Source organism: Bradyrhizobium sp. SSBR45G (genome assembly GCF_030159255.1).
Classification (GTDB): Bacteria; Pseudomonadota; Alphaproteobacteria; order Rhizobiales; family Xanthobacteraceae; genus Bradyrhizobium.
In genome coordinates this window covers 85,541-97,563 of sequence record NZ_BSCT01000007.1, presented here as the reverse complement: position 1 = coordinate 97,563, position 12,023 = coordinate 85,541, and the positions used below count along the sequence as shown (strand labels likewise).

Below are 12,023 nucleotides of genomic sequence, written 5' to 3'. Positions count from 1 at the left end.
GCCGCTACAAGTTATTCCTCCGGATGGACGATAGAGCGGGTGAGACCTCGAATGTTGATGTTGGCGAACCGTCGCAAGAGCGAACGTCGGCTGTGCAAGAGGATTGCGAAGATCCACTACGGCAATGGCAGCCTGCCGCGGGACTGCACGGTCACGGATATTTCCGACGGCGGCGTCAAGGTGATCGCCGAATTCGTCGAGATCCCGCCGCAGTTCACGATCGTGTTCGCGCCGGATCACCAGCGCAAATGCCGGCTGGCCTGGCGCATCGGTTGCGAGTTCGGCGCCGAATTCATCGATTGAACCGGCCGGCCGCGCCGGCTTAACGGGACCTTAGGGTTAATCTGCCAGCGTGCAGATCATCCGGTCCCGAAGTAGTTCAGTTGCATGCGTGCGCGGCCCTCTCGTTGTCTTCCCTCGTTGCGGCCAGCGGCGTTCGCGCTGTCCTTCACGGCCGTGCTGCTCGGCCTCGGCGCCTGCCAGACCACCGATCTCAGCGAGGTCACCGGCGCGCTCGGCGGCAGCGCCGAGAAGAAGGGCGCGGCGAGCGCCGATCCGCGCGCCGAGCTCGACCAGCTGCGCGAGCGCTTCCGCGCCACGCCGAACGATCCCGACATTGCGCTCCGCTACGGCAGCGCGCTGCGCGCCACCGGCCAGCGCTCGCAGGCGGTGGCGGTGCTGGAGCAGGCGACCATCGCCAATCCCGGCAACAAGGCGCTGCTCGCCGCCTATGGCCGCGCGCTCGCCGACAACGGCAATTTCCAGCAGGCCTTCGACGTGCTGAGCAGGGCGCATTCGCCCGAGGATCCCGACTGGCGCATCCTCTCGGCGCAGGGCGCCACGCTCGACCAGATGGGGCGCCACGAGGAGGCGCGGCAGTACTACGCGACCGCGCTGAAGATCGCGCCCGACGACCCTTCCGTGCTGTCCAATCTCGGCCTGTCCTATGCGCTCTCCAACGAGCTGCCGAAGGCCGAGGAGCAACTGCGCAAGGCCAGCGCCAGCGCGGATGCGAGCCCGCGCGTGAAGACCAATCTCGCCGTCATCGTCGGCCTGCAGGGCCGCATGAGCGAGGCCGAGAGCATCGCGCGATCAGGGCTGCCGCCGGAGCAGGCCAACGCTAACGTCGCCTATGTGAAGAAGATCCTGGTGCGCCGGCAGGTCGCGCAGCGCGAGCTGTCGCCGCGCCGCGACCGCCCCGTGGCGGGCGAACCGGACAGGGCGCTGGCCCGCGCGCTGAGCCGCACCGAGGACTGAGCAGCTATTTCGCGCCGAGCAGCTTCGCGATCGGTGCCAGCAGCGAGCTGCGCTGCGGCTTGGCATCGACCCGGCCGGTGAGCCGGTTGGCGATGTCCAGGAACAGCTTCGGCGTCCGGTTGAGGGCTGCGATCTCCGCGATCATCTGGCCGTTGTTGGCGGCGATGCCGAACAGCTTGCAGTCGAACGGAATCACGGCGACCGGCGGCGCCTCGACGGTCTTGGCGAAGCGCTTGAGGTCGATCTCCGGGCGCTTGGGCATGCCGACCTGGTTCAGGCAATACAGCGGCGGCCGGTCGTTGGGGCGCGAGGCCTTGAGCACGGAGAGCAGGTTCTTGGCGTTGCGCAGATTCGCGAGATCGGGCTCGGCGACGACCAGGATGTCGTCGGCATTGATCAGCGCGTGCCGCGTCCAGGCCGACCATTGGTGCGGCACGTCGAGCACGATGCATTGCTGGGTCATGCGCAAGGTATCGAAGATCGCGTCGAACGCCTCGGCGCCGAAATCATAGACGCGGTCGAGCGTCGCGGGGGCGGCGAGCAGGTTGAGATGCTCGGTGCATTTGGCGAGCAGGCGATCCATCAGCGCCGTATCCGGCCGGTCCGGCTGGAACACGGCGTTGGCGATGCCCTGCAGCGGATCCTGGTTGTAGTCGAGCCCGGCGGTGCCGAACGCCATGTCGAGATCGATGACGACCGAATCGAGCGTCAGGTCGCGCGCCATGCTCCAGGCGACGTTGTGGGCGATGGTGGAGGCGCCGACGCCGCCCTTGGCGCCGACCACGGCGATGATGCGGCCGGTGATGACGGCCTCGGAGGCCGAGAACAGGCTGCAGACCGAGCGGATGATGTCGATGGTCTCGACCGGCCCGACCACGTAGTCGTTGACGCCGCGCCGCACCAACTCGCGATAGGCGACGCCGTCGCTCGTGCTGCCGATCAGCACCACGCGGGTGCCGGGATCGCAGACGCTGGCGAGATCGTCGAGCCCGCCGAGAATGTCGCCGCCCGGCTTGGTCTCGATCACGATGACGTTGGGGGTCGGCTGCGAATGATAGGTCTCGATCGCCCGCGCCATGCCGCCGGCCTTGATCGTGATATGCGCCTTGCCGAGCCTGCGGTCCTGGCTCGCCGCGAGCACCGCCGACGAGGTCTGGTCGGTCTCGGTGAACGCCTGCACCGAGACGCGAGGGACCGGCGCGATATGGTCGTCGAGAACCGGGCCGCTCGGCCCGGGCTGCTCATCCTGGCTGTGACGGGACGCGTTGATCATTTGCCTGTGTCGCTGAGCTTGGCCTTCTCGGCCTCTGGATAGGTCACGGCCGTCGCCTCGCCCTTGCGGTATTTCTCGAACAGGGCGGAGCGGCGCGGTGTGTAGGCGGCGGTCTCGGAGCGCGGCTGCTCGAGATCGGCCGGGTTGTCGATCATCGCAGCGAGATTGCGCTGCGTGGCGCAGCCGAAGTTCTGATAGTGCTGGTTGCTGCTGTAGCCGGGATTGTTGATGTTGGGGCCGAGGTCGTCGGGCCACAGTCCGCAGGGACCGGCGACGGCGGCGATCTTCGGGTAGCTCAGCCGGATCACCGCGAACTGCCGCGGATCGTCCGGCGTGGTGTGGCGCATCGTGATGACGCGCGAGGGCACGCCGCCCGCGGTGAGCAGGGCGTGGATCTCGCGATAGGTGTCGGCGGCGGCGCGCGCGTTCGGGGTGCCGGCCGGCACCTCGGCGACAATGGCGCCGGTGCCTTCGCGCTGCCAGGAGCGGGCAAGACCAATGATGTCGTCGCGTTGCGGCAGGGTCAGGCCGCCGCGGCCATTGCCGACGAACACGGCGATGGCGTGCCGGCCTTCCTCGATCGCGATCGGATGCCGCATCTTGTAGTCATCGGGAATGGTCGCCACGACCTCGCCGCTGGTGGCGTTGCAGGCACCGAGCGTCAGCGCGAGGCCCGCGAGCGCGCCCCATCTGTACAGCGCCCGCCGCCTGTCTGCAGATGATCCCGTCATGATCCTGTTCCCCCGTGCCCCACGTTCCCCGCCGTCTCAGTCGATGATGAAGCCGAAGCCGGCCGGCTGCCCGGTGGCGGCGTCGACCTTGGCGGCGATGCCGTACAGCCGGTTCATGCGGCCGAGCAGCGCCGATTCCGAGTCGGTCGCCGGCGCGAAGCCGTCGTCCGGTCGCGACAGCTCCTTCTGCGCCACGGCGCGCACCACATAGGGGGTCACCATCACCATCAGCTCGGTCTCGTTGTTGACGTAGTCCTGGCTGCGGAACAGCTGGCCGAGCACCGGCAGCTGATTGAGCCCGGGTAGGCCGTTGACCGCCTGCTTGGTCTGGTTCTGGATCAGGCCCGCCATCGCCATCGAGCCGCCGGAGGGGATCTCCAGCGTGGTCTCGGCGCGGCGGGTGCGGATCGCGGGGATCGTGACCGACGAGGCCGAGCCCGCGCTCGTTGCGTAGGACAGGGTGATCGCGTTGTCGTTCGACAGCTCCGACACTTCTGTCATGACGCGCAGGCTGATGCGGCCTTCGCTGAGCACGACCGGTGTGAAGTTCAGCGAGATGCCGAATTTCTTGAACATGACCGAGGTGCTGCACAGGCCCGTCTTGGGATCGCAGGCGTAGCCGCCGGGGACCGGAAACTCGCCGCCGGCGATGAAGGTCGCGGATTCACCCGAGATCGCCGTGAGGTTGGGCTCGGCCAGGGTCTTGACGACGCCAGCGGTCTCCATCGCGCGCATCGTCGCCGACACCGACGACAGGCCGCCGCCGGTGGCGGAGAGGCCGTTGCCTGACACCAGCGACTTGCCATAGGCCGTGAACGGGTTGGTCTGGTTGAAGTTCACGACCGCGGTGCCGTAGGTCATGCTGGCGCTGAGATCGATGCCGAGCTGCTTGACGATCTCGCGCCGCACCTCCGAGACGTTGACCTTCAGCATCACCTGGTCGCGGCCGCGCACGACGATCGAGTTGACGACCTTGTCGGCGCCGCCGACCAGCCGGCCTGCGATCTCGCCGGCCTGCTGCGCCTCGACCGGGCTCGACACCGATCCGGTGAGGATCACGCCGTCGCCGACGCCGTCGATCTTGACGCCGGGAATGCTCTGGCTGAGCGCCTGGCGCACGCCGTTGAGATCGCGCTTGATGGCGATGTCATAGGCCGCGACCTGCTGGCCCTCGCCGTCGAAGAACACCACGTTGGTTTGGCCGACCGCGGCGCCGATGATATAGGCGCGCCGCGCCGAGCGCACGACCGCGTTGGCGATCTTCGGATCGGCGACCAGCACGTCCTTGACGTCCTGCGGGAAGTCGACGACGACCGACTTGCCGATGCCGAGCGACATGTAGCGCATCTTCGCCGAGCCGACCGACACCACCGGCGTATCCCTGTCCTCGGCCGCCTTCACCGGCGAAAGCGCCGGATTGAGCACCAGCGCCATGGCTGCCGCCATCGAGAGCGCGCGCACGAGCCAAATCCCCGTCCTTGCGCGTTGCTGCCCACCCATCATTGTCCCCGTCCTTCTCATCACTTCTGCGCCGTGAGCGAGCTCGTGATCCCGTAGCGAATGATCTCGATGGCGTTGCCCCGCCGCGCCATCTGCTGCTGCATCTCGGTCTTGTTGCCGTCGGGCGCGTTCACGTCGGCGATGCTGCGCAGTGCCAGCGCCAGCGTGCCGGCCTGTCGCGCGCGGGCCAGCGTCTCGGCCTGCTCGGGCTTCAGCTCCAGCGTCACCGTCTTGCCGACCACATTGTTCTGCCCTTCCTTCTCCTTCGGCGCCTGGTCGATCGCGAGCACGCGCACATTGGCGAGGATGATCTCGGAGCTGACGGTGTCGGATCCGCCCGGCTTGTCCGGATTCTTGTCGCGCTTCGACAGGATGACGTCGACGCGATCATTCGGCAGGATGAAGCCGCCGGCGCCGGTCTCCGGCGAAATCTCGGTGGAGATGGCGCGCATGCCGGCGGGCAGGATCGCCGCCATGAAGCCCGAGCCGTCGGACTTCACCAGCTTCTGCTCGCGGATCGGCTCGCCGATCACGAACGGCGCGCGCGCGATCATGCCGACCAGCTGATTGGCCGCCTCCGGCCGGTCGCCGCGGCGGATGAAGATGTTGCTCGCGGCTTCCGGCCAGGTCTGCCAGATGAGATCGCCGGGCTTGATCGGCTGTCCGAGGCTGATGTCGGCCTTCGCCACCAGCACCTCGACGGTCGGCAGCTGCACGACGGGCGCTGCGGGCGCCGGCTGCTGGCTTTCGGAATTGCTCACGAGGTAGGCCGCAACGCCGCCCGCGCCGAGAGCGATGGTTAACACCACGATGCGTGCGGTCATCATCAGCGGTACTACTCTCTACTCATACACCGGAGCAACGCGCAGGCCTGCGGACAGCGGTTCTCCCTGACTAACGACTAAGCGCCAATGGTATAAGCGAACTTGCACACAGGCTGCTGCGGCGGCGGCGCGAAGCACCGATTGCGCAAGTGGTGAACAGGCTGTTAGCATGCAAATAGTGAAACGCCGCGAATGTGTTAGCTATTTGCGCGGAGGTCGTTTGCGCGCGCCGGTTGGTAGCGGCGATCTGGAATCGCGTCATGAGTTGCGCCGCTGCATCACGTGCAATTTGTTAAGCTGAATCCCTTGCTAACAGCGCCGAACATGCACGCCGTTCGTTGCAGGACATTCGCATCTGCATCTGCGATGCAATCGAGCCTCTCACCGCACGCGAGGAGAGGCTGGCAGCGAGCGGCGCGCACCGCGCGGCGTGGCGTCACAGTCGCGCTTACGCGCGCTACAGCCGATGATTGCGTGCCGTGCGAATGCCCGTAGTCAGCCGGATCAGCATCTTTAGAAACCGGAAACGGGTTCGCCCTACGATTCCGTTGGGCGGGATTTCCATTTCAGATTCAGAGTTCCTTAGTCTTTTGCGCTCACGGTTCCGCGCATGAGGGCTGGTACTGTTGTGTTCGGTTTGTTCCGGGCAAAAATACACGCAAAGATTGTAGTTGGCGTGTCCTGCTGCGGCGTTGGCCGGGCGATGATCAGCCATGGGGATTCGCGGGGGACGAGGGGAGGCGCGCAATGTCAGTTGCCCGATTCCTGAAGCAGCGGGCGGTGAGGATTCAGACGGCGGGCTCCTACACGCTGCCGAACTGGTATGATCCGGAAGGCAAGCTGCGCTCATTCGCCTGCCGCACCACGCGCGTGTCGCCGTTTCGTGCGCTGCTCGACGTGCCCGTGGTCGGCAAGATCGGCGACCGGCTGACCTCGTATTTCCGTGACTTCGGCAAGTTCGAAGGCGAGATCAGCGACACCATCCATGGCGGCTTCCTGCTCGAGTTGGAGATGACGCGCGCCGAGCGCGCCAAGCTCGCCGAGAAGCTGGTCTGGCTGGAGAAGAAGCAGAAGGATCCGACGATCCGCGACTCCCGCCGCGATGCGCGCGTCGTGCCGAACTCGCCGCACTCCGCGCTGACGCTCGCCGATGGCAGCATCATCCCGTGCTTCGTCATCGATGCGTCGGTGTCGGGCGCCGCGGTCTCTGCGGAGATCCAGCCGGAGATCGGCACGCCGCTCGCCGTGGGCAGCTGCGTCGGGCGGGTCGTCAGGCATTTCCCCGACGGCTTCGCCATCAGGTTCGTCGATCCGCTGTCGGCCACGACCGAGCTCGAACGGCGCGTCATCACGCCACCGGCGCGTCCCACGCGCCAGAGGCTCGTCGCGCATGGCGATGATGGCCGGATCGAGGCGCCGGAAGACTTCTTCATGGTCTGATCCAGGCCGGGTCGTGCCGCCGCTCCTGCGGGGCGCTCGCCCTGCGCGGTTTCGCGTATTGGGCGAGCGCGCGAATCGAGGCATGGAACTGGCAGCCCCTGCGCACAGTTAACGCGGTGTTAAGCGACATCGTGAACGCTTGCGTGCCGGGTTCGTAGGCCAGGAGGACATCGTCTCATGGAGGCTCAGAAGACCGCAGTCGACGCCATCGTCGTCCTGACCGGTTGCGACCGCGACGCCGTGGTCGCCACGATCAGGCGCATGTATCTCGCCGGGGTCAGGGATCCCAAGCGGCTCACCTTCAAGGGGCTGCAGGAGCTGACCCGCGCTTAGGCGCGGATAAGTCCTGGCGCGGCGACGGCGCCTCGCCTCCCGTGTTGCCGCCAGGGCACGCCCCCGCGGCTTCGATCTCGGTTCCCGCTCACAACATTGTGTCGGGGGATGCAGCGCCGGGAGATTGCGGCTATTCTGTGGGCTTGCGGCCTGTATCAGATCACCGCCTTTGATCGCCCAGCCGGGCGTCGCGGTTCTGCGCATTAAGCTCTGAGCGGCCGGATCATGGGAACCGGACATGCTGAGACAGCTCTTCGCGCCACAGCTCATCGCCCTCTACATCCTGATCGGGGCCACCCTCTACGTCCACTTCCGCGGCAAGCAGCGGCTGCGCTTCGCCCGGCAGCTCGGCGATCACTCGACCTACCTCGCGCCCTATAACGTGCTGATGTATGCCGGCTCGGCGGTGCCAAACACGCCGGTCATTCCGGTCGAGCAGTTTCCCGAGCTGAAGACGCTCACCGACAATTGGCAGGAGATCCGCGAGGAGGCGGTGCGCCTGTTCGACGAGGGTTTCATCCGCGCCGCCGCCGCCAACAACGACTGGGGCTTCTACTCCTTCTTCAAGAGCGGCTGGAAGCGCTTCTATCTGAAATGGTACGACGACTTCCTGCCGTCGGCGCGCACGCTCTGTCCGAAGACGGTGGAGCTGCTGAACGCGATCCCGAACGTGCACGGCGCGATGTTCGCGATGCTGCCGCCCGGCGGCAAGCTCGGCGCCCACCGCGACCCCTTCGCCGGCTCGCTGCGCTATCATCTGGGCCTGGTCACGCCGAACTCCGACAAGTGCCGCATCCTGGTCGACGGCGTGCCCTGCGTCTGGCGCGACGGCGAGGCCTTCATGTTCGACGAAACCTTCATCCACAGCGCCGAGAACGCGACCGACGTCAACCGCATCATCCTGTTCTGCGACGTCGAGCGCCCGATGAAACACGACGTCTTCACCGCCATCAACCGCTGGGTCAGCCACCACATCGTCAAGGCCTCCGCCACCCAGAACGTCGAGGGCGAGCACGTCGGCGTGCTGAACAAGGTGTTCGGCAAGCTGTATGAGTTTCATCTGGCCACGCGCAAGGTGAAGGCGTGGAACAGGACGGTGTACTACGCGGCGAAGTACACGCTGACGGTGGCGATCGTGGGCGCGATCGTGGTGTCGGCGTTTCGGTGAGAGGGCTATCGCACAGGGAAATGCGGGCTGTCGCGACGAATGACCCTGTCAGTTAGTTACTCCGTCATGCCCGGGCTTGTCCCGGGCATCCACGTGGTTCTCAGCGTGCCGAACGACGTGGATGGCCGGGACAAGCCCGGCCATGACGACGTGGAGAGAGGAGAGCGCTCAACTTCGATCATCATATGCGACAGTCCTGCGGCGAGACGGGACGAGTGGGGCGGATGAGCGGAGCGTCATCCGCCGCCTTCGTCGTGAAAGCCGGCGGATGCGCCTTCGGCTAACTAATCCGCCGTCTGCTCGCAGGGCTTCAGTGAACCAGCGGGACGTCCGCGAGCGGACCCAGGCCGCGTCCCTGGATCAGGGCGAAGGCGGCAAAGCTCACCAGCGACAGCAGCACGACGGACCAGGACCTCGCGATCGGGGCGTCGCCATGCTGCGTCTGTTTGGCGTCGCTCAACCGCGTAGCAAGGAGCAGGCCAAGCGGAGCCACGCCGAGCGTCAGCAGGCCTTCCGCGGCGGAGCGGATCGGCTGGGGCGGCCACATCAGCCCTGCGGCCGCGGCAGACATGGCGGCCGCGACATAGGCCAGCCGAATCGCAGGACTGGACGGTGCGCCAGGGTCCTGCAGTCGAGAAACAATCCCGCGCACGGTTGCGGCATATGACACCACGCCGATGAGCGCGAGCGTCGGACGCCACAGCCACGACCAGTGCATTCGCTGTGCGATGAAGTGCCAGTCGTCCCGGTCGAAGGCCGGATGGCTGATGAGTTGCGCCGCAACCCATAGCAGGCTGATGGCGCCGAACATCAGCAGCGCCAGCCTCGTTGCGGCGCTGTGGACGTGACGGAGCGGGATCGTGAGGGCCAGCGCGCCGGAGATCACGCCGGCAATGGCGCCCCCGGCATCCGTGAGCGATGTGGCCCCGTGACAACGAAACCAGATGGATGTCAGCAGGGTCACGTCGCCCCTGCCGCGATGCAGCCAATGCCGTGGCCGATGGTCTCGTGGCAGAACGCAGCCAGCGTCGCGGCCAATATCCCGGCGGCCGCAACCGTCGCCACGTCATCACGTTGCGTCGGCGCGGCCGCGGGGGAGAGGTCTGCGACTGTCTCGTTCATGGTCGATTCCATCGTGCGGCCTGCCGTCATCCCGGCCGAGTTTGCGCGATCCAGTGACAATCCGCGATCGGCAATAGCACAATGGATCAGTCAGAACTGTCGGGCTCGACGTCGCCAGGAGCGTGATATGGATATTCGCGGATCAAGCGGGCGATTTCTTCTGCGGGCGCGTCGAGAATTTGCTGTTGCAGAGGCGTCAGCTGTATCTGATCGCAGGCTCCAATTACGGCATCCACCCGCCCCTGGTACAGGATCTTTCCTCCGGTTGGATCGATCGCGCCTGTATCTCTGACCAGACCGCCGCTGAAGGCGCGCGCATTGTAGGTGATCATCCCGATTGGCCACCGCGGGTGGCCCGGTTGGCATCGGGCGTCGCACCACCCGTAGTACAGGATGAATGCCTTTCGGTCGCCAGCTGATCGAGGCATCCTGCCTTTCAGGACTTCAACATCCTTCAAGACGATCAACAACACGGGCGTATTGTTTTTGGCATCGGACAGATTGCGCGCCGACGCCAAGCGCCCGCGAAATACGAGCGGCCCAAGATTGGCCAATGCTGCCCGCGCCTCAGCGTCCAGCCGTCGCTTTTGTGCATCGCCATCCTTGCGACTGAAATTCCACCAGAACGGCTTGGCGCAATCGAGCGCGTCTGCGCTGCTCGGGCACGCAAACACGAAGATCAAGAAAATGAAAAGGGCGAGTGAACGCATCTGGGCAGGTCAATTGCAAGCGTGGTTATGCTAGGGCGCTGACCCGCTCGGGGCAAGCTGCTTCGGGCATTTGCGACGTTCCGAGCGCGGATCTCTGCTCCGGTCCCAAAGCGTGGCAAGTCTGGAATGACCCGACGGGCAAATCGCTTCGCTTTTGCAGGATTGTGTCAAGTCATTCCGAAAAACATAAATCGCTTTACCTCTTCGCCAAATCAGCATTATTTTCCACCCATCCCGTTGCACGGTAGGGGACGGTTCGCGGTCGTCACGGACGTTGGCAGCGGGGAGCGGTGGACGCGGGGCGGCGGCGTGTGATGAGCACGGACGAACGTGCGGTTCGCGGACGGTGAAGGCGTGTGGTTCTGACACTCCGAAGCTAGTGTCAACGTTGCGACGACGCTCACGCGTCGCGCAGCGGATGGTGGCCAGAAAGCCCGGTGCACCAGGAAGAGCGCGCTATAGCTTGTTAAAACCATCGCGCGGGGAGGGCCGGGTGTGTTCGGCCAGACCTGTGGTACCTGCCGCCTGCATTTTTTTTCGCAGGCGGGCCACGGGCGCGGCCAGCGCCCGGCCTTCCCTGCGCCCTCCATTCTGAAGAGGGCGGGACTTAGAGCATCACTCGGGCGCGGATTGCGTCGCGAGACGGTGGATGCTCGTGTCCCTGATCAGCCCGATGCTGTTTGAGATTGTGGATCAGGTGATGTGCGCGGTGCTGATGCGCCGGCGGCTGGCATAGGCCGTCGGGCCTCATGGTTCGAGACGCGCCGCGCGCGGCGCTCCTCACCATGAGGGGTGAGGTCATCGCCGCGAGGACGCTGAGCTCCCCTCCCCGCAAGGGGGAGGGGAGTGGAGCGTTCGTGGGGCGGACAGCGTGCCGCCTTCGGAACAAGCAATGAAAAAGGCCGCGCGGGGCGCGGCCTTTTTGCAAGTCGAGGCGTGGAGATGGTCGCGCGCCGCTTACGCTGCCGCTGGCCCAATGCTCACCTTCAGCGTGCCGATGCCGTCGACGCCGCATTCGATCTTGTCGCCGGCGGCGATGGCCGCGACGCCGGCGGGGGTGCCGGTCATGATGATGTCGCCGGCGGCGAGTTCGACCTGCTGGGAGAGCTTCCAGATGATTTCCGGCACGTTCCAGATCAGCTCGGAGAGGTCGCCCTTCTGGCGCTCGGTGCCGTTGACCGACAGCCAGATCTTGCCCGTCGACGGGTGGCCGATCTTGGCCGCGGGCACCACCGCCGAGCACGGCGCGGAATGGTCGAACGATTTGCCGACCTCCCAGGGGCGCTGCATCTTGCGGGAGGCGAGCTGCAGGTCGCGGCGGGTGAGGTCGATGCCGACGGCGTAGCCGTAGACATGGTCGAGCGCCTTGTCGGTCGGGATGTTGAGACCGCCGCTCTTCAGCGCGACCACCAGCTCGACCTCGTGATGCATGTCCGTGGTCAGCGGCGGGTAGGGGATCACGGCGCCCTCGGGCGCCAGCATGTCGGCGTGCTTCGCAAAGAAGAACGGCGGATCGCGCTCGTCATTGCCCATCTCGCGGATGTGCTCGAGATAGTTGCGGCCGACGCACCAGATGCGGCGGACCGGGAAGACGCCGGCCTCGCCGACGACGGGGAGGGACGGCTGCGGCAGGGCCGGGATGACGGTGGTGGCGCTCATGGAAGG

The 12,023-nt window shown here is 66.0% G+C and carries 13 protein-coding genes; 5 read left to right on the top strand and 8 right to left on the bottom strand.

Features of this window, described 5'->3' with window-relative positions; genetic code table 11:
* The first annotated feature begins 57 nt into the window (after positions 1 to 57).
* Positions 58 to 303, top strand: coding sequence for a PilZ domain-containing protein (locus QQL87_RS11540; RefSeq protein WP_284418173.1), 246 nt, complete (start codon positions 58 to 60; stop codon positions 301 to 303).
* Positions 304 to 387: 84 nt separating this feature from the next.
* Complete coding sequence (locus tag QQL87_RS11535) at positions 388 to 1,257, top strand: tetratricopeptide repeat protein (RefSeq protein ID WP_284418084.1); 870 nt, start codon at positions 388 to 390, stop codon at positions 1,255 to 1,257.
* 4 nt (positions 1,258 to 1,261) lie between these two features.
* Here the strand turns inward: QQL87_RS11535 and QQL87_RS11530 are convergent, their stop codons facing one another.
* The 4 genes from QQL87_RS11530 to cpaB are packed head-to-tail and all read right to left on the bottom strand — an operon-like array spanning position 1,262 to position 5,588.
* The gene (locus tag QQL87_RS11530; RefSeq protein ID WP_284418085.1) at positions 1,262 to 2,530 is read right to left on the bottom strand and encodes a CpaE/TadZ family protein; all 1,269 of its coding nucleotides are present in this window, start codon (positions 2,528 to 2,530) and stop codon (positions 1,262 to 1,264) included.
* A complete protein-coding gene (locus tag QQL87_RS11525) occupies positions 2,527 to 3,261 on the bottom strand; it encodes a CpaD family pilus assembly protein (protein ID WP_284418087.1) in 735 nt (244 codons plus the stop codon). The genes QQL87_RS11530 and QQL87_RS11525 overlap by 4 nt, the downstream gene beginning before the upstream one ends.
* Positions 3,262 to 3,297: 36 nt before the next feature.
* Complete coding sequence (locus QQL87_RS11520) at positions 3,298 to 4,764, bottom strand: type II and III secretion system protein family protein (protein WP_284418088.1); 1,467 nt, start codon at positions 4,762 to 4,764, stop codon at positions 3,298 to 3,300.
* A gap of 17 nt (positions 4,765 to 4,781) precedes the next feature.
* The gene (gene cpaB, locus QQL87_RS11515; protein WP_284418089.1) at positions 4,782 to 5,588 is read right to left on the bottom strand and encodes a Flp pilus assembly protein CpaB; all 807 of its coding nucleotides are present in this window, start codon (positions 5,586 to 5,588) and stop codon (positions 4,782 to 4,784) included.
* 744 nt (positions 5,589 to 6,332) lie between these two features.
* Here cpaB and QQL87_RS11510 point away from each other — a divergent pair.
* From QQL87_RS11510 to QQL87_RS11500, 3 genes are all read left to right on the top strand, one after another.
* Positions 6,333 to 7,025: a PilZ domain-containing protein gene (locus QQL87_RS11510; protein ID WP_284418090.1), complete on the top strand. Its 693-nt coding sequence runs from the start codon at positions 6,333 to 6,335 to the stop codon at positions 7,023 to 7,025.
* Between the two features lie 177 nt (positions 7,026 to 7,202).
* Positions 7,203 to 7,358: a hypothetical protein gene (locus QQL87_RS11505; RefSeq protein WP_284418091.1), complete on the top strand. Its 156-nt coding sequence runs from the start codon at positions 7,203 to 7,205 to the stop codon at positions 7,356 to 7,358.
* Positions 7,359 to 7,596: 238 nt separating this feature from the next.
* The gene (locus tag QQL87_RS11500) at positions 7,597 to 8,526 is read left to right on the top strand and encodes an aspartyl/asparaginyl beta-hydroxylase domain-containing protein (protein WP_284418092.1); all 930 of its coding nucleotides are present in this window, start codon (positions 7,597 to 7,599) and stop codon (positions 8,524 to 8,526) included.
* A 310-nt stretch (positions 8,527 to 8,836) separates the two neighbouring features.
* Here QQL87_RS11500 and QQL87_RS11495 read toward each other — a convergent pair whose 3' ends face one another.
* From QQL87_RS11495 to QQL87_RS11480, 4 genes are all read right to left on the bottom strand, one after another.
* The gene (locus QQL87_RS11495) at positions 8,837 to 9,490 is read right to left on the bottom strand and encodes a hypothetical protein (protein WP_284418093.1); all 654 of its coding nucleotides are present in this window, start codon (positions 9,488 to 9,490) and stop codon (positions 8,837 to 8,839) included.
* Positions 9,487 to 9,648, bottom strand: a complete 162-nt coding sequence (locus QQL87_RS11490) for a hypothetical protein (RefSeq protein ID WP_284418094.1) — start codon at positions 9,646 to 9,648, stop codon at positions 9,487 to 9,489. The genes QQL87_RS11495 and QQL87_RS11490 overlap by 4 nt, the downstream gene beginning before the upstream one ends.
* 86 nt (positions 9,649 to 9,734) lie before the next feature.
* On the bottom strand, positions 9,735 to 10,358 hold the full coding sequence (locus QQL87_RS11485; protein WP_284418095.1) for a hypothetical protein: 624 nt from the start codon (positions 10,356 to 10,358) through the stop codon (positions 9,735 to 9,737).
* A gap of 957 nt (positions 10,359 to 11,315) precedes the next feature.
* A complete protein-coding gene (locus tag QQL87_RS11480) occupies positions 11,316 to 12,017 on the bottom strand; it encodes a fumarylacetoacetate hydrolase family protein (RefSeq protein ID WP_284418096.1) in 702 nt (233 codons plus the stop codon).
* Positions 12,018 to 12,023: the final 6 nt, after the last annotated feature.

Excerpts from the sequence above, each read along its gene's own strand:
- QQL87_RS11540 (WP_284418173.1), top strand. The coding sequence starts at position 58 with ATGTTGGCGAACCGTCGCAAGAGCGAACGTCGGCTGTGCAAGAGGATT.
- QQL87_RS11535 (WP_284418084.1), top strand. The coding sequence starts at position 388 with ATGCGTGCGCGGCCCTCTCGTTGTCTTCCCTCGTTGCGGCCAGCGGCG.
- QQL87_RS11530 (WP_284418085.1), bottom strand. The coding sequence starts at position 2,530 with ATGATCAACGCGTCCCGTCACAGCCAGGATGAGCAGCCCGGGCCGAGC.
- QQL87_RS11525 (WP_284418087.1), bottom strand. The coding sequence starts at position 3,261 with ATGACGGGATCATCTGCAGACAGGCGGCGGGCGCTGTACAGATGGGGC.
- QQL87_RS11520 (WP_284418088.1), bottom strand. The coding sequence starts at position 4,764 with ATGATGGGTGGGCAGCAACGCGCAAGGACGGGGATTTGGCTCGTGCGC.
- cpaB (WP_284418089.1), bottom strand. The coding sequence starts at position 5,588 with ATGATGACCGCACGCATCGTGGTGTTAACCATCGCTCTCGGCGCGGGC.
- QQL87_RS11510 (WP_284418090.1), top strand. The coding sequence starts at position 6,333 with ATGTCAGTTGCCCGATTCCTGAAGCAGCGGGCGGTGAGGATTCAGACG.
- QQL87_RS11505 (WP_284418091.1), top strand. The coding sequence starts at position 7,203 with ATGGAGGCTCAGAAGACCGCAGTCGACGCCATCGTCGTCCTGACCGGT.
- QQL87_RS11500 (WP_284418092.1), top strand. The coding sequence starts at position 7,597 with ATGCTGAGACAGCTCTTCGCGCCACAGCTCATCGCCCTCTACATCCTG.
- QQL87_RS11490 (WP_284418094.1), bottom strand. The coding sequence starts at position 9,648 with ATGAACGAGACAGTCGCAGACCTCTCCCCCGCGGCCGCGCCGACGCAA.
- QQL87_RS11485 (WP_284418095.1), bottom strand. The coding sequence starts at position 10,358 with ATGCGTTCACTCGCCCTTTTCATTTTCTTGATCTTCGTGTTTGCGTGC.
- QQL87_RS11480 (WP_284418096.1), bottom strand. The coding sequence starts at position 12,017 with ATGAGCGCCACCACCGTCATCCCGGCCCTGCCGCAGCCGTCCCTCCCC.